Source organism: Pseudomonas sp. Y24-6 (assembly GCF_020295325.1).
GTDB classification, from domain to species: Bacteria; Pseudomonadota; Gammaproteobacteria; order Pseudomonadales; family Pseudomonadaceae; genus Aquipseudomonas; species Aquipseudomonas gregormendelii.
The window spans coordinates 72,962-93,038 of record NZ_JACBXG010000006.1 but is presented as its reverse complement, the minus strand read 5'-3'; the positions used below and the strand labels follow the sequence as shown (position 1 = coordinate 93,038).

Genomic DNA, 20,077 nt, shown 5'->3' with positions numbered 1-20,077 from the left:
GCGCGCCTTGCAAGTGGGGTGGAGGCAGCGCCAGAATGCCGCTATCTGCCCCGCCTGATGTAAGGAAGCCCGATGCCTGATCCTGTTGCTGCCAGCTTGCGTCTAGCGCCCGAAGCGCTGACCCGTCCGTTTTCCGCTGAACAGTTCAGCTTCTCTACCACCAATGATCTGGAGCCCTTTCGCGGAGTGCTTGGCCAGGAACGTGCGGTCGAAGCATTGCAGTTCGGCGTGGCCATGCCGCGCCCCGGCTACAACGTATTTGTCATGGGTGAGCCCGGCACTGGCCGGTTCTCGTTCGTCAAACGCTACCTGAAAGCCGAAGGCAAACGCCTGCAGACCCCGGCAGACTGGGTCTATGTCAACAATTTCGACGAACCGCGCGAGCCCCGGGCCCTGGAACTGCCTTCAGGCACCGCCGGCGCGTTTATCGGCGATATCAACACCTTGATCGACAATCTGGTGGCGACGTTCCCTGCGGTGTTTGAACACCCGTCCTACCAGCAAAAGAAAAGTGCCATCGATCGTGCATTCAACCAGCGCTACGACAAGGCGCTGGATATCATTGAGCGCCTGGCGCTGGAGAAGGACGTCGCGCTGTACCGCGACGCCAGCAACATTGCGTTCACCCCGATGGGGGATGGAAAGGCCCTGGACGAAGCAGAGTTCGCCCAACTGCCCGAAGCCGATCGCGAGCGTTTTCACGATGACATTTCCGGCCTCGAGGAACGGCTCAACGAAGAGCTCGCCAGCCTGCCGCAATGGAAGCGTGAGTCGAGCAATCAACTGCGCCACCTCAATGAAGAAACCATCACCCTGGCCTTGCAGCCATTGCTGTCACCGTTGTCGGAGAAGTATGCCGAGAACGCGGCGGTCTGCGGTTACCTGCAGGCGATGCAGGTCTACCTGCTGAAAACGGTTGTCGAGCAATTGGTCGACGACAGCAAGATCGACGCTGTCGCCCGCAAGATGCTGGAAGAACAATACGCCCCGAGCCTGGTGGTCGGTCATTCGGCCAGCGGCGGCGCACCGGTGGTGTTCGAGCCGCACCCGACTTATGAAAACCTGTTCGGGCGCATCGAGTACAGCACTGACCAAGGCGCGCTCTACACCACGTATCGGCAGCTGCGCCCGGGTGCACTGCATCGCGCCAACGGCGGTTTTCTCATCCTGGAAGCGGAGAAAATGCTCAGCGAGCCATTCGTATGGGATGCGCTCAAGCGTGCCCTGCAGTCGCGCAAGCTGAAGATGGAATCGCCACTGGGTGAGCTGGGCCGCCTGGCCACCGTGACGCTGACCCCGCAAAACATCCCGTTGCAGGTCAAGGTCGTCATCATCGGGGCTCGGCAGCTGTACTACACGCTGCAGGACCTCGATCCAGACTTCCAGGAGATGTTCCGCGTGCTGGTGGATTTCGACGAAGACATTCCGATGGTCGACGAAAGCCTGGAACAGTTTGCCCAATTGCTGAAAACCCGCACCTCGGAAGAGGGCATGGCGCCCTTGACTGCCGATGCGGTGGCGCGCCTGGCGACCTACAGCGCGCGTCTGGCTGAACACCAGGGGCGCTTGTCGGCGCGGATTGGCGACCTGTTCCAGTTGGTCAGCGAGGCGGATTTCATTCGTCACCTGGCGGCGGATGAAATGACCGACGCCGGGCATATCGAACGAGCCCTCAAGGCCAAGGCCACCCGTACCGGGCGCGTCTCGGCAAGAATCCTCGATGACATGCTGGCCGGAATTATCCTGATCGACACCGATGGCGCGGCCGTGGGCAAGTGCAACGGCCTGACGGTGCTGGAAGTCGGCGATTCGGCCTTCGGTGTGCCAGCGCGTATTTCTGCCACGGTTTACCCGGGCGGCAGCGGCATCGTCGACATCGAGCGTGAGGTCAATCTGGGCCAGCCGATTCACTCCAAGGGCGTAATGATCCTTACCGGTTACCTCGGCAGCCGCTACGCCCAGGAGTTTCCGCTGGCGATTTCCGCGAGCATCGCGCTGGAGCAATCCTACGGTTACGTGGACGGGGACAGCGCGTCGCTGGGCGAAGCTTGCACGCTGATTTCGGCGTTGTCGAAAACACCGCTCAAGCAGTGCTTTGCGATCACCGGCTCGATCAACCAGTTCGGTGAAGTGCAGGCGGTGGGCGGGGTCAACGAGAAGATCGAGGGCTTCTTCCGACTCTGCGAGGCCCGCGGCCTGACGGGTGAACAAGGTGCAATCATTCCGCAGGCCAACGTGGCCACGCTGATGCTCGATGAGAAGGTCCTGGCGGCGGTGCGCGCCGGTCAGTTCCATGTGTACGCAGTGCGCCAGGCCGATGAGGCCCTGAGCCTGCTGGTCGGCGAACCCGCCGGTGCACCGGACGAGAATGGCGAGTTCCCGGAGGGCAGCGTCAACGCCCGGGTAGTGGAGCGCCTGCGGGTGATTGCGGAAATGATCAGCGAAGAGGACATGAGGGAGGCGGAGAAGGAAGCGGCGCAGGAAGCCTTGGTGGAGGCCAAGCCGGCCTGACAGGCCCCTGAGCTTTCACCACTTGCTGTGGGAGCGAGCCTGTTCGCGATGACGGAGTGTCAACCAGCTTATGTTCTGCATGACACGCCGCCATCGCGAGCAGGCTCGCTCCCGCATGTGCATCCGATTAATCCGTGCAAAGTGCCATCACTCTGGCGCCAATATTCACACAATGACCAATCGGCGCCTTGTGGTTCTACCTGGCATGCTTTCCAGACTTTTCTTCTATTCTCAGGTCAAGGATATCGACAGTATCACTGGATCGAAACAGTCTTCTGATGGAGGCTGAATACCGGATCTACCGAGGGTCGCCGCCATGTCGCGCAACCTCTGCCTCACCCGACAATGCCTGGGCCTTGTAACCCGTATCGAATGCGCCGTGCGCCCTCTGGCGGGAGACAAGGGCATGTGGACCTTGCTGTTTGCTGCCGGAATGGCGGGCGAACAACCTTCTGCCATCAAGGCACAGGGACCTTTTCATGGCCCATTTGTGGCTGAATCAATCCTCGACACTATCGTTGAAAGCCTGACCTTGCATGGTTATCAACTGGCCGACGACCCGCAAATCTGGTGCCTGCACTTGCAAGCCCAACTGCGGGAAATCAATGGCGGACGTACGCGCAACCTGGCCGGTTTCGAGTTCCGCCCGGATCACTGAGTGGGCTATTGATCAAGGCTGGCGGTATCAGCCTTGTCGAGCTTGACCTCAAACCCATATTGCACGGTGGTGAGGTCGATCCGCTGATAGGTTTCCAGGCGGGCAGGCCGGCCATAGAAGTAGTGCACGCCCGTCAAAGCCGGGCCCTCCGGGCTCGCATCGTGACTCACCGCAAGTATTTCCTTCAGGTAATTACCACTGTCGTCCTGGGCGTAGAAACGCCAGTCCTGCTCCGGGAATTCCTTCAGGTCGACCAGCAGGGCATTGCCTTTGAGCTCCAGGCCCTTGGGCAGTTGACCAGCGTCCAGGGTTTTCTTCTCGATGCTGGCCAGGAACAGCGGGATCGAGCCTACGGCATAGGCAGGCGTCTCCGGGAACAGGTTCAGGTCATAGGTGATGGTGCCGCGCAGAGGATCGACCTGGAACGCTTCGGGTGGCAATTCGATCGGCTCGTCACGTTTGCCACTGGCGTCTTCGGTGAAAAAGCTGACCGGGCTGTCACCGGGGTTGAAGGAGCTGCCCAGCAGTTCGTCGTTGAAACTTCTCCTGTGATCGAACTCGATATGCGCGGCGCTCGGGTCATCGACCGACTGACGAATGCTCACGCCTTTTTTCAGTTGGTCTTCACTGAGGGTCGCGCCTTTGAGCCAGTTCGCAGCCTGGTCGTCGTACACCACCACTGGCAGCTCAAGGGACTGGATGGTTTTTTCCGTGGTGCGAGGATCGAACCGGCGTACCGGCAAATCGAGGTCCTTGCGGGTCACTGTGGCGGTGGAGAAATCCAGTACGCTGACTTCCAGGGTATCGATCGGCCCGTTGAAATAGACTTTCGAGTAATGCCTGGTTTGCTGCTTCTCAAAGGCCTGCTGCTGCGATTCGAGTTGTTTCTCCAACGCCTCGCTCCAGGCTTTCTGCTGCTGCAATAACGACAATTGCCTTTGATAAAATGCAATTTGCTCAGTCGTCTCGTTAATCGAGCCCGAACGCGAGAGAAACTGCCCGGTGCTGTCCCTGGCCTGGACGATCAATGGATTCAGGGGCGTGTCAGCTACCTCGGGAGCCATAGGGGCGCTATTGCTGAACTCGATCTCGGCGTAATTCTTTTCAAGCTTCAGCAATTTGACGCTGAGGTTGTCGTTACTGCGAGTCTGGCCGACGTCCTTTTTAGTCAGATCGAAGCTGTACAGCCGACGGGGCGCGATCACTTCCACTTTGCCCTGCAGGCTGACGGGCTGAGGCTGGTGCTTGTTGTCGACGTCAAGACCATCGATGAAGGGATAGGTGATGGTCAGGTCATCAGGATTGTTCAGGTTGGAGCTCGAGGGGCTCAACTGGATGCCGGGATCGGTCTCCGACCACTCCGGCTGGAACCCGATGACGCGTTTGTTGCTCAGTGTCACCGACAGCCATTCCACGCCATGGGGGAACACGAAGCTATCCGGAATGTTGAAGTTGAAGGGGAACACCGGCTGCAGGTCGGTCAGGTAGTCGGAGCTGGAATCCTTGTGCAGGACGAACAGGCCGTTGATGTAGGTGTCGACCAGCGCCTGGGGGGTTGGGTAGTGCTTGAGCACGGCGAGTGCATCGTCGCTGTATTCGGTTTCCAGCGGCTTGCTGTCGAGCTTGAGTTGCGCACGTTCGAGCAATAGCAGCGAGCCACCCAATTGAGCGACGGCATCCTTGAGTTTGGGGTCTTCGATGGCGTCCAGGGACTTTTCGAACCGGGCCGTTTTTTCTTCGAGGCTGACCTGGGCTTTTTCATCGCTGGGCGAGCAGGCGCTCATCAGTAAAGCCAGGCACATTCCGGCGCCCGTTAAAGGCAATCGCACATCCATTTTCCCGTCTTCCTGTCCGATGTCGCTGAGCTGTCAATTGTTTCGACACTAGCAGAAAAAACTTGTCACATATGCGCAGGTTGTGGATTTTCCGCCGGTTTCTGGGTGTAACAGCGGACTGTTATACTCGCGACCATTTCAGCCCAGGTGTGAGATTTAATGGAACGCTTTATCGAAAATGCAATGTACGCCTCGCGCTGGCTGCTGGCGCCGATCTATTTCGGCTTGTCGTTGGGATTGCTGGCTTTGGGGCTGAAGTTCTTTCAGGAGGTCTTCCACGTCATTCCCAGCGTGTTCTCGATGGCCGAATCGGATGTGATCCTGGTGCTGCTGTCGCTGATCGACATGGCGCTGGTGGGTGGCCTGCTGGTGATGGTGATGATTTCCGGGTACGAGAACTTCGTTTCCCAACTGGACATCGACGACCACAAAGAGAAGCTCAACTGGCTGGGCACCATGGACTCGTCTTCGCTGAAGATGAAAGTGGCAGCGTCGATCGTGGCGATTTCCTCGATCCACCTGCTGCGGATCTTCATGGACGCCAAGAACGTCGATCCCGAGCACCTGAAGTGGTACGTGATCATTCACATGACTTTCGTGGTGTCAGCCTTCGCCATGGGTTACCTCGACAAGCTCACCAAGCACTGATCACGGCCACTGTGGGAGCGAGCTTGCTCGCGATGGACTTCAACGATAACGCGGGAGTTCTGAGTGAGCGCGGGCCTTGAGTTCTCCGTCGGAACGCCGCCCGGAGCGAGCTCGCTCCTGCAGTTTCCGGCAGTGAACCGGACGAGCGGTGTGGTTTTTGGCTTGTGCTTTGAAGCGACGAAGCCTATCCCTGTAAAGGTCCTGGCCCGCCACCGTTCGAGGTGCATCAATGAACCTGCAAGAGCTCAATGCCTTTGCCATCGCCCACAAGGTCGATGAGCTGAACCTGATTTCCCTTGAAGGCGGCATCTACCTGTTGGAGGCGCGCATGCACGGCGCAGCCTATCCCTTGAGTGATGCCCACGGCAAAGTGCTTCATCTGCGCTCGGTGGAGCATGCCCGTGAAGTGCTGCATGCTTTCCCCACCTTGCCATTCAACCTGGTGCACACCTCGGTACATGACGAAATGTGCGGCCTGGGCGCCAGTGCCGAGGAGAGCCTGAAGGTGCCGATCGCCTTCCGTTCTGCCTGGCAGGGCTGAGTGCTCTGATCAACCGATTGGCAACTGTGCTAGTCTGCTGGCCCTTTTGGTTCCGGGCGCTCCGGGACGCGCTGTGTACGCACGGCATGTTCCGGGGCCGTCCGCACAGCGGAGCAGTGTCATGTCCGAAGTAAATCTGTCCACCGACGAAACCCGCGTCAGCTACGGTATCGGCCGTCAGCTGGGCGACCAGCTGCGCGACAACCCGCCACCAGGCATTAGCCTGGACGCGATCCTGGCAGGTCTGACCGACGCTTTTTCTGGCAAGGAAAGCCGTGTAGGCCAGGAAGAAATGTCCGCCAGCTTCAAGGTCATTCGCGAAATCATGCAAGCCGAAGCCGCTGCCAAGGCTGAAGCTGCAGCAGGCGAAGGCCTGGCTTTCCTGGCTGAAAACGCCAAGCGTGACGGCATCACCACCCTGGCTTCGGGCCTGCAATACGAAGTGTTGACCCAAGGCGAAGGCGCCAAGCCAACCCGTGAAGACCAGGTGCGTACTCACTACCACGGCACCTTGATCGACGGCACTGTGTTCGACAGCTCCTACGAGCGCGGCCAGCCTGCAGAATTTCCGGTTGGCGGCGTGATCGCTGGCTGGACCGAAGCCCTGCAACTGATGAACGCTGGTAGCAAATGGCGTCTGTACGTGCCGAGCGAATTGGCCTACGGCGCTCAAGGCGTTGGCAGCATTGCGCCGCACAGCGTTCTGGTGTTCGACGTCGAGCTGCTCGACGTTCTGTAAGCCTATGCCTGTCCCTGTGACAGGCTAATGTGGGAGCCAGCCTGCTGGCGATGGAGCGACCGGGTTTTGTTCGAGACCGAGTTGACACCATCGCCAGCAGGCTGGCTCCCACAGTTTTTATCGTACAGGTCATATTTCGATCTTGTGCTGCAGTTCATTCGCAGGGCGCAATGCCCGGGCGTAGCAGAACAGAAACAGGTTGCGCACCAGCTCCTTGAGTACGACCGGTTCGCTGGAGCTCAGGCCGTTGACGTCCAGATCCCCTTGGTCCTGCAGTTCGTTCAGGGCTTCTTCTTCAAGCACCGCACAGACTTCTCCGGTTTCCCGATGCAGGATCCTGAGGTAAGGGTGTGGACGGTCAAGCCAGGCATCGATCAAATAAGTCATCAGTCTCATTTCCATTGATTTGGGGTTCAATGAGAATAATTCTTATTCACCAAATAGCAAGGGCCTATTGGCGGTTTGCGCTTTTTTCCGGGTAAAGATTGCGTAAGGTCAATACGGCTGGCGCCTGGCCATCGCGGGGGGAGGGGCGCCATCCGGCGCAGAGCGCAGGATGGGCTACAGCAGGATCAGACTTTTCTGACGAACTCGGATTTGAGTTTCATCGGGCCAATGCCGTCGATTTTGCAATCGATATCGTGGTCGCCATCGCACAGGCGGATGTTCTTGACCTTGGTGCCGACCTTAACCACCAGCGAAGTGCCCTTGACCTTGAGGTCCTTGATTACGGTGATGGTATCGCCGTCCTGCAGTACGTTGCCGACCGAATCTTTCTTCACGGTGTCATCGGCCGCCACTTCGGTTTCGCCGCCAGTCGACCACTCGTGGGCACACTCAGGGCAGATCAGCTGTGCGCCGTCTTCGTAGGTGTATTCGGAATTGCATTTCGGGCAGGGTGGCAACGTGCTCACTAAGGCTCCTTGGATTGAGGATCGCTGTAGGAGCGAGCTTGCTCGCGATGGACGTCAACGATAACGCGTATATCCTGGATAAACGCGGCGCCTTTGAATTCTTCGCGAGCAAGCTCGCTCCTACAGGGGGGGTTAATGCGTGCGGGCTACTGCAAACTCGCTCAGCTCAACCAATGCATCGCGGTATTCGCTGGCTGGCAGCGCCTCGAGGCATTTGATCGCGCGGGCTACGTAGTCCCGTGCCAGTTGCGCTGTGTATTCCAGCGAGCCCGAGGCCTCCACTGCTTCGCGGATGCTTTCCAGGTCTTCGATACCGCCTTTCTGGATCGCCCTGCGCACCAGGGCCGCCTGTTCCGGCGTACCTTCGCGCATGGTGTAGATCAGCGGCAGGGTCGGCTTGCCTTCAGCGAGGTCGTCGCCGACGTTCTTGCCCAGGGTCTCGGCATCGCCCTTGTAGTCGAGCAGGTCGTCGACCAGCTGGAAGGCAACCCCCAGGTGATCACCGAAAGTGCGCAGGGCTTCGCTCTGCTCCGGTGTCGCACCTGCCAGGGCCGCAGCGCTGTGGGTCGAGGCCTCGAAGAGCATGGCGGTCTTGCCGCGGATGACTTCCATGTAGGTTTCTTCGGTGGTGCTGGCGTCGCGGACCTTCGACAGCTGCAACACTTCGCCTTCGGCGATGATGCGGGTCGCTTGCGAAAGGATTTTCATCACCGGCATGGAGCCCAGTTCGACCATCATTTCGAAGGAGCGCGAATACAGGAAGTCGCCCACCAGTACGCTCGGGGCGTTGCCCCACATGGCGTTGGCGGTCGAGCGGCCACGGCGCATGCCGGACATGTCGACCACGTCGTCATGCAGCAGTGTGGCGGTGTGCAGGAACTCGATGGTCGCGGCTAGCAGACGCATGTCATCGCCTTCGCGGCCAAGGGCCTTGCCACACAGCAACACTAATAAAGGCCGCAGGCGTTTGCCGCCAGCCGAGGTAATGTAATCGCCGATTTTCGATACCAGCGGCACTCGGGAAGTCAGCTGCTTCTTGATGATGCCGTCGACGGCGCTAAAATCGTCCGCCACCGCGCGGTAGAAAGCTTGGGGTTGCATCAGCGACAGTTGCTCCAGAAGGGTTGCGCGGCATGCTAGGACCCACGTCGGCGGGTGTCAAGGCACGATGGACGGCCTCTTGCATCAGCCCGGCAGCTTGCGTACAATCGCGCACCCTGAACTTCCTGGGCAGCACCTGCCTTACGCAATTGCAATCGGGCCTTCCAGCCCTATGCAGCCATGCCAGCCAATACCTCTTCTTATAAAGAGCTGGGTGAGCAGGATTATCGGAGAAATACCATGTCTTATGCAGTAATCGTTACTGGTGGCAAGCAGTACAAAGTTGCTCCAGGTGAATACCTGAAGATCGAAAAACTGGAAATCGCTACCGGCGAATCCGTTACTTTTGATCGCGTTCTGTTGGTTGCCAATGGCGACGACGTGAATATCGGCGCTCCAGTTGTTGCTGGCGCTACCGTTGTGGCTGAAGTGATCTCCCAAGGTCGTCACGATAAAGTCCGTATCATCAAGTTCCGTCGTCGTAAGCACCACATGAAGCGTATGGGCCACCGCCAGTGGTACACCGAGATCAAAATCACCGGTATTCAGGCTTAATTTCAGCCTAATTCCTCACTAGGAGAATTGACTCATGGCACACAAAAAAGCTGGTGGTAGTACCCGTAACGGTCGCGACTCAGAAGCCAAACGCCTTGGCGTGAAGATGTATGGCGGCCAGAAGATCATTCCGGGCAACATCATCGTGCGTCAGCGCGGCACCCAATTCCACGCCGGTTATGGCGTTGGCATGGGTAAGGATCACACCCTCTTCGCGAAAATCGAAGGCGTGATCAAGTTTGAAGTAAAGGGCGCTTTCAACCGCCGTTACGTGAGCGTTGTCGCAGCTTAATTGCGCGATCGCTGGAAAAGCCCTGTCTCGCGACGGGGCTTTTTCGTTTGTGGGGTGAGTCTCTTGCAAAGCTGTTTGTAATGAGCTCCAGCGCTGGATTTGCGGTCGTTGATTGAGGTCGCTGCGCTCATTTTTGCAAGAGTCTTATGTCTGGATTTTTTCGGCTCGTCCGCATGACGAGAGGCGTTTTGTTATGAAGTTTGTTGATGAAGTATCGATTCGAGTAAAGGCCGGTGACGGCGGCAACGGTTGCATGAGCTTCCGTCGCGAAAAGTTCATTGAGAATGGTGGTCCTAATGGCGGTGACGGTGGTGATGGCGGCTCGGTCTACATGGTCGCCGACGAAAACCTCAACACCCTGGTGGACTACCGCTACACCCGCCACTTCGATGCTGAGCGTGGCTCCAACGGTGGCAGCACCGACTGCACCGGCAAGAAAGGTGAAGAGCTGGTCCTGCGCGTTCCGGTAGGCACGACGGTTATCGATTCGGCGACCCAGGAAGTCATTGGCGACCTGACCAAGGCTGGCCAGAAACTGCTGGTGGCTCATGGTGGCTGGCACGGTCTGGGTAACACCCGTTTCAAATCCAGTACCAACCGTGCTCCGCGCCAGACCACTCCGGGCAAGCCGGGTGAGGCACGTGACCTGAAGCTGGAGATGAAGGTGTTGGCTGACGTGGGCCTGCTGGGTCTGCCGAATGCTGGCAAGAGTACTTTCATCCGGTCGGTTTCGGCCGCCAAGCCGAAAGTCGCCGACTACCCGTTCACCACGCTGGTACCGAACCTGGGTGTGGTCAGTGTCGATCGCTGGAAAAGTTTTGTGGTTGCGGACATTCCGGGCCTGATCGAAGGTGCTTCCGACGGTGCTGGCCTGGGGATTCGCTTCCTCAAGCACTTGTCGCGTACCCGTCTGCTGCTGCATCTCGTGGACATGGCGCCGCTGGATGACACCAGTGCTCCGGATGCTGCTGAAGTGATCGTCAGCGAGCTGACCAAATTCAGCCCGTCCCTGGCTGAGCGTGATCGCTGGCTGGTGTTGAACAAGTGCGACCAGATTCTTGAAGAAGAGCATGATGAGCGCGTCAAGGAGATCGTTGATCGCCTGGAGTGGACGGGTCCGGTTTACGTGATTTCCGCCATTTCCAAGCTGGGCACCGAGCGCCTTTGCCACGACATCATGCGTTACATGGAAGATCGTGCAGATCGTCTGGCCAATGATCCAGCCTACAAGGAAGAGCTGGCCGAGCTCGATCAGCGCATCGAAGACGAAGCCCGTGCCCAGCTGCAGGCTCTGGATGACCAGCGTGCCCTGCGTCGCAGCGGCGTGAAGTCGGTCCATGACATCGGTGATGATGATTGGGACGAAGAAGACGTGGATGATGAAGACGGTCCGGAAATCATTTACGTGCGTGACTGATCTGTTGCTATAAACTTGAACGCCGCTCAATCGAGCGGCGTTTTAGTATCTGGAAATCGATTGTTGGCCACGAATAACCACGAATAACGTCACGGGCAGTGCCAGGTCGCGCTGTCCTCAAGCTAAGGTTGAAGATGATGCGGAGCAAGGTGACAGGTGCGCAGCGTTGGGTCGTGAAGATCGGCAGCGCTTTGCTGACGGCGGACGGCAAGGGCCTGGATCGCGCGGCAATGGGTGTCTGGGTCGAGCAGATGGTGGCTTTGCATGAGGCTGGCGTTGAGCTGGTGCTGGTGTCCTCCGGGGCGGTGGCGGCGGGGATGAGTCGCTTGGGCTGGAACGTGCGACCCAGTGCCATGCACGAGCTCCAGGCGGCGGCTGCCATCGGCCAGATGGGTCTGGTGCAGGCGTGGGAGTCGAGCTTCGCCGAGCATGGCAGGCACACCGCGCAGATCCTCCTGACCCACGACGACCTGTCCGACCGCAAGCGCTACCTGAACGCCCGCAGCACCCTGCGTGCATTGGTCGAGCTGAAAGTCATCCCGGTGATCAATGAAAACGACACCGTGGTCACTGATGAAATCCGTTTCGGCGACAACGACACCCTGGCGGCGCTGGTGGCCAATCTGGTCGAGGCTGATCTGCTGGTGATCCTGACTGATCGCGACGGTATGTTCGACGCTGATCCGCGCAACAACCCCGATGCCAACCTTATCTACGAAGCGCGGGCCGATGATCCGGCGCTGGATGCGGTTGCTGGCGGCACGGGTGGTGCCCTGGGTCGTGGCGGCATGCAAACCAAGTTGCGTGCCGCACGGCTGGCTGCGCGCTCTGGTGCTCACACCATTATTGTTGGCGGGCGTATCGAGCGCGTGCTGGATCGTCTGAAGGCGGGCGAGCGCATTGGCACGTTGTTGTCACCTGAGCGTGGCATGCTGGCGGCGCGCAAGCAGTGGCTGGCCGGGCATCTGCAAACCCGTGGCACCCTGGTGCTGGACGCGGGTGCGGTGATCGCTTTGTCCCAGGGCAACAAGAGTTTGCTGCCGGTGGGTGTCAAGCGGGTGCAGGGCAGTTTCCGGCGCGGCGAAATGGTGGTGTGCGTAGCGCCGGATGGTCGTGAGATCGCCCGCGGCCTGGCCAACTACAGCGCGTTGGAGGCACAAAAAATCATTGGTCAATCGTCTGAAGCGATTGTCGGTCTATTGGGTTACATGGCGGAGCCGGAACTGGTTCACCGCGATAACCTGATTCTGGTCTGAGGGAATATTCGAATGCGTGTGGCAAAAGGATTGTTGGGCCTGCTGTTGGCAATGCCACTGCTGGCCTCGGCCGAAGAGATTGGCCAGGTGTCGACGGTGTTCAAGATCGTCGGCCCGAACGACCGCATCGTCGTCGAGGCGTTTGATGATCCAAAGGTTGAGGGCGTGACTTGCTACCTGTCGCGCGCCAAGACTGGCGGAGTGAAGGGTGGGCTGGGATTGGCGGAGGATCGCGCGGAAGCGTCTATCGCCTGTCGTCAGGTCGGGCCGATCAGCTTCAAGGGGGAGTTGAAGGATGGCGATGAGGTGTTCAAGGAGCGCACCTCGCTGGTATTCAAGACCATGCAGGTGGTGCGCTTTCTCGACAAGAAGCGCAATACCCTGGTGTATCTGGTCTATAGCGATCGCTTGATCGAAGGCAGTCCGCAGAATGCGGTGACGGCTATCCCGATCCTGCCGTGGGCCCAGTAGGGGCGAGCTTGCTCGCGAAAAACCAGAGCGCGCCGCGAACATTCAGGCGGCGCACGTAATAGTTGACGACCTTCGCGAGCAAGCTCGCTTCTGCAGTTTTTTTGCGCTCCCATCAAATCGCAGGCAATAAAAAACCGACCCTGAGGTCGGTTTTTCAACAAGCTTATCGCTTAAGCGGCAACAGCAAGGTTCAGAGCCTTGACGTGACCGTTCAGACGGCTCTTATGACGAGCAGCCTTGTTCTTGTGGATGATGCCTTTATCGGCCATACGGTCGATAACTGGCACGGCCAGAACGTAAGCAGCTTGAGCTTTTTCAGCGTCTTTTGCGTCGATGGCTTTAACTACATTCTTGATGTAGGTACGAACCATGGAACGCAGGCTGGCGTTGTGGCTGCGACGCTTCTCAGCCTGTTTTGCACGTTTTTTGGCGGAAGGTGTGTTGGCCACCGTCGAGCTCCTCGAAAGACTTTTTAGGAAATAGCAAACAAAATAGGCCGCGAATCATGCCGATGAGTTGATGTCTTGTCAAGGGCGGTTGAAACGTTCCGCTAAGTGGTAGGTATAAAGAGGCGGGATATTTATTTCCGGCGCTTGACCTGTAAACTCGCGAGCTTTGGCTCTGTGCTGCTGCGGCGCGGAGTATCGCATAAGTAGGCGCTTTGTTCGCCTGCTGTTTATCGACAGGCACAAACTCTTTCAATGAATCTGCTCAAATCGTTGGCCGCCGTCAGCTCTATCACAATGGTTTCCCGGGTTCTGGGATTCGTTCGTGACACGCTTATCGCACGCACATTCGGCGCCGGGATGGCGACTGATGCCTTCTTTATCGCGTTCAAACTGCCCAATCTGCTGCGCCGGATCTTCGCCGAGGGCGCGTTTTCCCAGGCTTTCGTGCCGATTCTTGCCGAATACAAAAGCCAGAAGGGGGAGGAGGCCACCCGCACGTTCATTGCCTACGTTTCGGGCCTGCTGACCCTGGTGCTGGCGCTGGTTACGGCCTTGGGTATGCTCGCCGCGCCCTGGGTTATCTGGGCGACGGCCCCCGGTTTCACCGACACCCCGGAAAAATTCGAGCTCACCACCAGCCTTTTGCGGGTGACGTTCCCCTATATTCTGCTCATCTCTTTGTCGTCGCTGGCCGGCGCGATTCTCAATACCTACAACCGTTTCTCGGTGCCGGCTTTCGTACCGACGCTGCTCAATGTCAGCATGATCATCTTTGCGGTGTTCCTCACGCCGTACTTCGATCCGCCGGTCATGGCGCTCGGCTGGGCAGTGCTGGTCGGTGGCCTGGCGCAGTTGCTGTATCAACTGCCGCACCTGAAAAAGATCGGCATGCTCGTGCTGCCGCGCCTGAGCCTGCGCGATACCGGCGTTTGGCGGGTGATGAAGCAGATGTTGCCGGCAATCCTGGGGGTGTCGGTGAGCCAGATCTCGCTGATCATCAACACCATCTTCGCCTCGTTCCTGGTGGCCGGTTCGGTGTCCTGGATGTATTACGCCGACCGCTTGATGGAGTTGCCATCCGGTGTGCTGGGCGTGGCGCTGGGCACCATTTTGCTGCCAACCCTGGCCAAGACTTACGCCAGCAAGGACCGCCAGGAGTATTCGCGGATTCTCGATTGGGGCCTGCGCCTGTGCTTCGTGCTGGTGCTGCCATGCTCCCTGGCGCTGGGTATCCTCGCCGAGCCGTTGACCGTGTCGTTGTTCCAATATGGCCAGTTCACGGCGTTTGATGCGTCCATGACCCAGCGTGCCCTGATCGCCTATTCCGTCGGTCTAATGGGCATTATTGTGATCAAGGTGCTGGCGCCGGGCTTTTATGCGCAACAAAACATCCGTACCCCGGTGAAAATCGCGATTTTTACCCTGGTCATCACGCAGTTGTTCAACCTGGTGCTGATCGGTCCGTTGGCGCATGCCGGACTGGCCCTGGCCATCAGCGCCGGCGCCTGCATCAACGCCGGTCTGCTGTTTTACCAGCTGCGCAAGCAGCAGATGTATCAGCCGCAACCTGGTTGGGGGAAGTTCGCCCTGAAGCTGGTAGTGGCCGTGCTGGTCATGTCTGCCGTGTTGCTGGCGGGCATGCATTTCATGCCGGTCTGGGATCAGGGACATATGCTGGAACGCTTCCTGCGCCTGGGGGCATTGGTCGCCGCCGGTGTCATCGCTTATTTCGGCATGTTGTTTGTGCTGGGCTTCCGTTTGCGCGACTTCAACCGCAAGGCGCTCAGCTGAGGACGCAAGAGCAGGGGCGAGCCGGTGTTTTGGTCGGCTTGATGACTTTGGTTACGGTGTTGCCTGTCGTCGGCCGCCGGGTGTGGTTATAATCGACCACTTTATGAGCAAGAAGCGCGTTATGCAGCTGGTTCGAGGCCTCCACAACCTGCGCCCCCAGCATCGGGGCTGTGTCGCCACTATTGGCAACTTTGACGGTGTTCACCGTGGCCACCAGGCAATCCTGGCGAGGCTGCGTGAGCGTGCGCTCGAGTTGGGCGTGCCCAGCTGCGTGGTGATTTTCGAGCCGCAGCCCAGGGAGTTTTTCGCCCCGGATACGGCCCCGGCCCGTCTGGCCCGGCTGCGGGACAAACTGCAGCTGTTGGCCGACGAAGGCGTCGACCGGGTCCTGTGTCTGGCCTTTAACCAGCGGCTGAGCAAGCTCAGCGCCAGCGAGTTTGTCGATACCATCCTGGTGGACGGGCTTGGCGTGCAGCACCTGGAGGTCGGCGATGACTTCCGGTTTGGCTGTGATCGCGTTGGCGATTTCGAATTCCTGCAGCAAGCCGGGCTGGTTCACGGTTTTACCGTCGAGGCGGCTCAAACGGTGGAGCTTGAAGGTATTCGCGTCAGCAGCACCCAGGTTCGCAATGCGCTGGCCGCCGCCGATTTCGCCCTGGCTGAACGGCTGCTCGGCCGGCCGTTCCGTATCGCCGGGCGGGTCTTGCACGGCCAGAAGCTGGCGCGCCAACTGGGTACCCCCACGGCCAACATTCAGCTCAAGCGTCGTCGTGTTCCATTGACCGGGGTGTACCTGGTCAATGTCGATATCGACGGCAAGACCTGGCCCGGCGTCGCCAATATCGGTGTGCGCCCGACGGTCCAGGGGGATGGCAAAGCCCATCTCGAGGTTCATCTTTTAGATTTTGCCGGCGATCTGTATGACCGGCGTTTGACGGTGGTCTTCCACCACAAGCTGCGTGAAGAGCAGCGTTTCGCCTCTCTGGAGGCGCTTAAGACGGCAATCAATGCGGATGTTGCCGCCGCCCGTGCCCTGTCGCACCTAGCGCCAATCGCTAATGAAGAGCCTTAAATGACCGACTATAAAGCCACGCTAAACCTTCCGGACACCGCCTTCCCAATGAAGGCCGGCCTGCCTCAGCGCGAACCGCAAATTCTGCAGCGCTGGGACAGCATTGGCCTGTACGGTAAGTTGCGCGAGATTGGCAAGGATCGTCCGAAGTTCGTGCTTCACGACGGTCCTCCGTACGCCAACGGCACGATTCACATCGGTCATGCGCTGAACAAGATTCTCAAGGACATGATCATCCGCTCGAAGACCCTGTCGGGCTTCGACGCGCCATACGTTCCGGGCTGGGACTGTCATGGCCTGCCGATCGAGCACAAAGTCGAAGTGACCCACGGCAAGAACCTGGGCGCGGACAAGACCCGCGAACTGTGCCGTGCCTACGCCACCGAGCAGATCGAAGGCCAGAAGTCCGAATTCATCCGTCTGGGCGTGCTGGGCGACTTTGCCAACCCGTACAAGACCATGGATTTCAAGAACGAGGCCGGTGAAATCCGCGCCCTCGCTGAAATCGTCAAGGGCGGCTTCGTGTTCAAGGGCTTGAAGCCTGTGAACTGGTGCTTCGACTGTGGTTCGGCCCTGGCCGAAGCGGAAGTCGAGTACGAGAACAAAAAGTCGTCGACCATCGATGTGGCGTTCCCGATTGCCGATGAAGCCAGGCTGGCTGCCGCTTTCGGTCTGCCATCGTTGAGCAAGCCGGCTTCGATCGTGATCTGGACCACCACCCCGTGGACCATCCCGGCCAACCAGGCGCTTAACGTTCACCCGGAATTCAACTACGCCCTGGTCGACGTCGGCGACAAGCTGCTGCTGCTGGCTGAAGAGCTGGTCGAGTCGTGCCTGGCCCGCTACAGCCTGGAAGGTTCGGTCATTGCGACCACCACCGGTAAAGAACTGGAACTGATCAACTTCCGTCACCCGTTCTACGATCGCCTGTCGCCTGTTTACCTGGCCGAGTACGTGGAACTGGGCGCTGGCACCGGCGTCGTTCACTCCGCCCCGGCCTACGGCGTGGACGACTTCGTGACCTGCAAGAAATACGGCATGGTCAACGACGACATCCTCAACCCGGTTCAGAGCAACGGCGTCTACGTTCCGGCGCTGGAATTCTTCGGCGGCCAGTTCATCTGGAAGGCCAACCCGGCAATCGTCGACAAGCTGACCGAAGTGGGTGCGCTGCTGCACACCACCATCATCGAACACAGCTACATGCACTGCTGGCGGCACAAGACCCCGCTGATCTACCGCGCTACCGCGCAGTGGTTCATCGGCATGGACAAAGAGCCAGTGACCGGCGACACCCTGCGCAAGCGGGCGATCAAGGCCATTGAGGAAACAAAGTTCGTTCCGGCCTGGGGCCAGGCGCGCCTGCACTCGATGATCGCCAACCGTCCGGACTGGTGCATCTCCCGCCAGCGCAACTGGGGCGTGCCGATCCCGTTCTTCCTGAACAAGGAAAGCGGCGAGCTGCACCCGCGGACTGCCGAGCTGATGGAAGAAGTCGCCAAGCGCGTTGAAGTCGAAGGTATCGAAGCCTGGTTCAAGATGGACGCTGCCGAGTTGCTCGGTGACGAAGCGCCGCAGTACGACAAGATCAGCGACACCCTCGACGTCTGGTTCGATTCGGGGACCACGCACTGGCACGTCCTGCGCGGTTCGCACCCGATGGGCCACGAGAGCGGCCCGCGTGCCGACCTGTACCTGGAAGGCTCGGACCAACACCGTGGCTGGTTCCACTCGTCGCTGCTGACCGGTTGCGCCATCGACAATCACGCGCCGTACCGCGAGCTGCTGACCCATGGCTTCACCGTCGACGAGTCCGGTCGCAAGATGTCCAAATCCCTGGGCAACGTGATCGCGCCGCAAAAGGTCAACGACACCCTGGGCGCCGACATCATGCGTCTGTGGGTCGCTTCCACCGATTACTCGGGTGAGATGGCGGTTTCCGAGCAGATCCTGCAACGCAGTGCGGATGCCTACCGGCGCATCCGTAACACCGCGCGCTTCCTGCTTTCCAACCTGACCGGTTTCAACCCGGCCACCGATATTCTCCCGGCCGAAGACATGCTGGCGTTGGACCGTTGGGCCGTGGACCGTACCTTGCTGCTGCAACGCGAGCTGCAAGAGCATTACGGCGAATACCGTTTCTGGAACGTCTACTCCAAGATCCACAACTTCTGCGTGCAGGAGCTGGGCGGTTTCTACCTCGACATCATCAAGGACCGCCAGTACACCACTGGCGCCAACAGCAAGGCCCGCCGTTCGGCGCAAACCGCGCTGTACCACATCTGCGAAGCGCTGGTGCGCTGGATCGCGCCGATCCTCGCGTTCACTGCCGACGAACTGTGGGAATACCTGCCGGGCGAGCGCAACGAATCGGTGATGCTCAACACCTGGTACGAAGGCCTGACCGAGCTGCCGGACGACGTCGAACTGGGTCGCGCCTACTGGGAGCGGATCATGGCGGTGAAGGTGGCGGTCAACAAGGAAATGGAAATCCAGCGTGCGGCCAAGGCCGTCGGTGGCAACCTGCAGGCTGAAGTGACCCTGTTTGCCGAAGACGCACTGAGCGCGGACCTGGCCCGACTGAGCAACGAACTGCGCTTCGTCCTGATCACCTCGACCGCCAGCGTGGCGCCTTTTGTCCAGGCCCCGGCGGACGCGGTAGTCACCGAAGTCAGTGGCCTGAAACTGAAGATCGTCAAGTCCGCCTTCGCCAAGTGCGCCCGTTGCTGGCACTGCCGCGAAGACGTCGGCGTGAACCCGGAGCATCCGGAAATCTGCGGCCGATGCGTTGATAACATCAGCGGCGCTGGCGAGGTTCGTCACTATGCCTAATGCCATTGGCCGTTTCGGACGGCTGGGCTGGCTGTGGTTGAGCTTGCTGGTCCTGGTGATTGACCAGGCCAGCAAGTTCTACTTCGAAGGCTCCCTGAGCATGTACCAGCAAATCGTGGTGATCCCTGATTACTTCAGCTGGACCCTGGCCTATAACACTGGCGCGGCGTTCAGCTTCCTGGCTGATAGCTCCGGCTGGCAGCGCTGGTTGTTTGCCCTGATCGCTATCGTGGTCAGTGCAGTGCTGGTGGTGTGGCTCAAGCGTCTGGGACGCAACGAGACCTGGCTGGCAGTCGCCCTGGCACTGGTGTTGGGTGGCGCGCTGGGCAATTTGTATGACCGCATTGCTTATGGCCATGTGATCGATTTCATCCTGGTGCACTGGCAGAACCGCTGGTACTTCCCGGCATTCAACTTCGCCGACAGTGCCATCACAGTCGGTGCCGTGATGCTGGCGCTGGATATGTTCAAAAGTAAAAAGACCGGAGAAGCCGTTCATGACTGAGCACGTATTGGCTGAGCAACGCATCCGCCAGAACACCGAAGTCACCTTGCACTTCGCCCTGCGCCTGGAGAACGGCGACACCGTCGACAGCACCTTCGACAAAGCCCCGGCGACCTTCAAGGTGGGCGATGGCAATTTGTTGCCGGGTTTTGAAGCGGCGCTGTTCGGCTTCAAGGCCGGTGACAAGCGCACGCTGACGATTGCACCGGAAAACGCGTTTGGCCAGCCAAACCCACAGAATGTGCAGGTCATCCCGCGCTCGCAGTTCCAGGGCATGGACCTGTCGCCAGGTTTGCTGGTGATCTTCAACGATGCGGCCAATACCGAACTGCCAGGCGTGGTAAAAGAGTTCGATGACGAGCAGGTGACCATCGACTTCAATCACCCGCTGTCGGGCAAGACCTTGACCTTTGACGTCGAGATCATCAGCGTCGTATCGCTGTAACTAACAAATCGGCTTCTGTAGGAGCGAGCTTGCTCGCGATGGTCG

The 20,077-nt window shown here is 59.1% G+C and carries 20 protein-coding genes; 15 read left to right on the top strand and 5 right to left on the bottom strand.

The annotated features are described in order from the left end of the window. The first annotated feature begins 72 nt into the window (after positions 1 to 72). Complete coding sequence (locus HYI44_RS13490) at positions 73 to 2,511, top strand: Lon protease family protein (RefSeq protein ID WP_045059342.1); 2,439 nt, start codon at positions 73 to 75, stop codon at positions 2,509 to 2,511. 316 nt (positions 2,512 to 2,827) lie between these two features. Next, entirely contained in the window at positions 2,828 to 3,169 is a 342-nt protein-coding gene (locus HYI44_RS13485; RefSeq protein WP_045059343.1) for a hypothetical protein, read from the top strand. A gap of 5 nt (positions 3,170 to 3,174) precedes the next feature. Here HYI44_RS13485 and HYI44_RS13480 read toward each other — a convergent pair whose 3' ends face one another. Further along, positions 3,175 to 5,004 carry a hypothetical protein gene (locus HYI44_RS13480; protein WP_225569604.1) on the bottom strand — a complete coding sequence of 610 codons (1,830 nt, stop codon included), beginning with the start codon at positions 5,002 to 5,004 and terminating at the stop codon, positions 3,175 to 3,177. Positions 5,005 to 5,163: 159 nt separating this feature from the next. On the opposite strand from HYI44_RS13480, the gene HYI44_RS13475 reads away from it, so the two are divergent. The 3 genes from HYI44_RS13475 (at position 5,164) to HYI44_RS13465 (ending at position 6,932) form a co-directional block, all read left to right on the top strand. Next, on the top strand, positions 5,164 to 5,652 hold the full coding sequence (locus tag HYI44_RS13475) for a TIGR00645 family protein (protein WP_045059345.1): 489 nt from the start codon (positions 5,164 to 5,166) through the stop codon (positions 5,650 to 5,652). A gap of 229 nt (positions 5,653 to 5,881) precedes the next feature. Continuing rightward, the gene (locus tag HYI44_RS13470; protein WP_045059346.1) at positions 5,882 to 6,193 is read left to right on the top strand and encodes a DUF6482 family protein; all 312 of its coding nucleotides are present in this window, start codon (positions 5,882 to 5,884) and stop codon (positions 6,191 to 6,193) included. 121 nt (positions 6,194 to 6,314) lie between these two features. Then, the gene (locus HYI44_RS13465; RefSeq protein ID WP_225569603.1) at positions 6,315 to 6,932 is read left to right on the top strand and encodes an FKBP-type peptidyl-prolyl cis-trans isomerase; all 618 of its coding nucleotides are present in this window, start codon (positions 6,315 to 6,317) and stop codon (positions 6,930 to 6,932) included. A gap of 129 nt (positions 6,933 to 7,061) precedes the next feature. Here HYI44_RS13465 and HYI44_RS13460 read toward each other — a convergent pair whose 3' ends face one another. From HYI44_RS13460 to HYI44_RS13450, 3 genes are all read right to left on the bottom strand, one after another. Then, entirely contained in the window at positions 7,062 to 7,319 is a 258-nt protein-coding gene (locus tag HYI44_RS13460; protein ID WP_225569602.1) for a hypothetical protein, read from the bottom strand. Between the two features lie 185 nt (positions 7,320 to 7,504). Beyond that, entirely contained in the window at positions 7,505 to 7,846 is a 342-nt protein-coding gene (locus tag HYI44_RS13455) for a zinc ribbon domain-containing protein YjdM (RefSeq protein WP_122838995.1), read from the bottom strand. A 132-nt stretch (positions 7,847 to 7,978) separates the two neighbouring features. Next, positions 7,979 to 8,947, bottom strand: coding sequence for a polyprenyl synthetase family protein (locus HYI44_RS13450; protein ID WP_225569601.1), 969 nt, complete (start codon positions 8,945 to 8,947; stop codon positions 7,979 to 7,981). Between the two features lie 240 nt (positions 8,948 to 9,187). Between HYI44_RS13450 and rplU the strand changes: the two genes are divergently transcribed. From rplU to HYI44_RS13425, 5 genes are all read left to right on the top strand, one after another. Then, complete coding sequence (gene rplU / locus HYI44_RS13445) at positions 9,188 to 9,502, top strand: 50S ribosomal protein L21 (protein WP_003176051.1); 315 nt, start codon at positions 9,188 to 9,190, stop codon at positions 9,500 to 9,502. Positions 9,503 to 9,536: 34 nt separating this feature from the next. Continuing rightward, positions 9,537 to 9,794, top strand: coding sequence for a 50S ribosomal protein L27 (rpmA, locus tag HYI44_RS13440; protein WP_003176049.1), 258 nt, complete (start codon positions 9,537 to 9,539; stop codon positions 9,792 to 9,794). Between the two features lie 193 nt (positions 9,795 to 9,987). Beyond that, positions 9,988 to 11,211: an Obg family GTPase CgtA gene (gene cgtA / locus HYI44_RS13435; protein ID WP_122838996.1), complete on the top strand. Its 1,224-nt coding sequence runs from the start codon at positions 9,988 to 9,990 to the stop codon at positions 11,209 to 11,211. Positions 11,212 to 11,348: 137 nt separating this feature from the next. Continuing rightward, a complete protein-coding gene (proB, locus tag HYI44_RS13430; protein WP_122838997.1) occupies positions 11,349 to 12,467 on the top strand; it encodes a glutamate 5-kinase in 1,119 nt (372 codons plus the stop codon). Between the two features lie 12 nt (positions 12,468 to 12,479). Next, a complete protein-coding gene (locus tag HYI44_RS13425) occupies positions 12,480 to 12,938 on the top strand; it encodes a CreA family protein (protein WP_045059353.1) in 459 nt (152 codons plus the stop codon). Between the two features lie 170 nt (positions 12,939 to 13,108). On the opposite strand, the gene rpsT is transcribed toward HYI44_RS13425, so the two are convergent. Next, positions 13,109 to 13,387 carry a 30S ribosomal protein S20 gene (gene rpsT, locus HYI44_RS13420; protein WP_008154937.1) on the bottom strand — a complete coding sequence of 93 codons (279 nt, stop codon included), beginning with the start codon at positions 13,385 to 13,387 and terminating at the stop codon, positions 13,109 to 13,111. A gap of 252 nt (positions 13,388 to 13,639) precedes the next feature. Here rpsT and murJ point away from each other — a divergent pair, with 252 nt between their 5' ends. The 5 genes from murJ (at position 13,640) to fkpB (ending at position 20,032) form a co-directional block, all read left to right on the top strand. Then, positions 13,640 to 15,178 (top strand): murein biosynthesis integral membrane protein MurJ, encoded by a 1,539-nt coding sequence (gene murJ / locus HYI44_RS13415; RefSeq protein ID WP_122838998.1) that lies wholly within the window; start codon positions 13,640 to 13,642, stop codon positions 15,176 to 15,178. Between the two features lie 121 nt (positions 15,179 to 15,299). After that, on the top strand, positions 15,300 to 16,250 hold the full coding sequence (gene ribF / locus HYI44_RS13410) for a bifunctional riboflavin kinase/FAD synthetase (RefSeq protein WP_163019397.1): 951 nt from the start codon (positions 15,300 to 15,302) through the stop codon (positions 16,248 to 16,250). After that, positions 16,251 to 19,082: an isoleucine--tRNA ligase gene (ileS, locus tag HYI44_RS13405; protein ID WP_225569600.1), complete on the top strand. Its 2,832-nt coding sequence runs from the start codon at positions 16,251 to 16,253 to the stop codon at positions 19,080 to 19,082. Continuing rightward, positions 19,075 to 19,587: a signal peptidase II gene (lspA, locus tag HYI44_RS13400; protein ID WP_122839001.1), complete on the top strand. Its 513-nt coding sequence runs from the start codon at positions 19,075 to 19,077 to the stop codon at positions 19,585 to 19,587. The genes ileS and lspA overlap by 8 nt, the downstream gene beginning before the upstream one ends. Next, the gene (gene fkpB / locus HYI44_RS13395) at positions 19,580 to 20,032 is read left to right on the top strand and encodes an FKBP-type peptidyl-prolyl cis-trans isomerase (protein WP_412548489.1); all 453 of its coding nucleotides are present in this window, start codon (positions 19,580 to 19,582) and stop codon (positions 20,030 to 20,032) included. The genes lspA and fkpB overlap by 8 nt, the downstream gene beginning before the upstream one ends. Positions 20,033 to 20,077 lie beyond the last annotated feature (45 nt).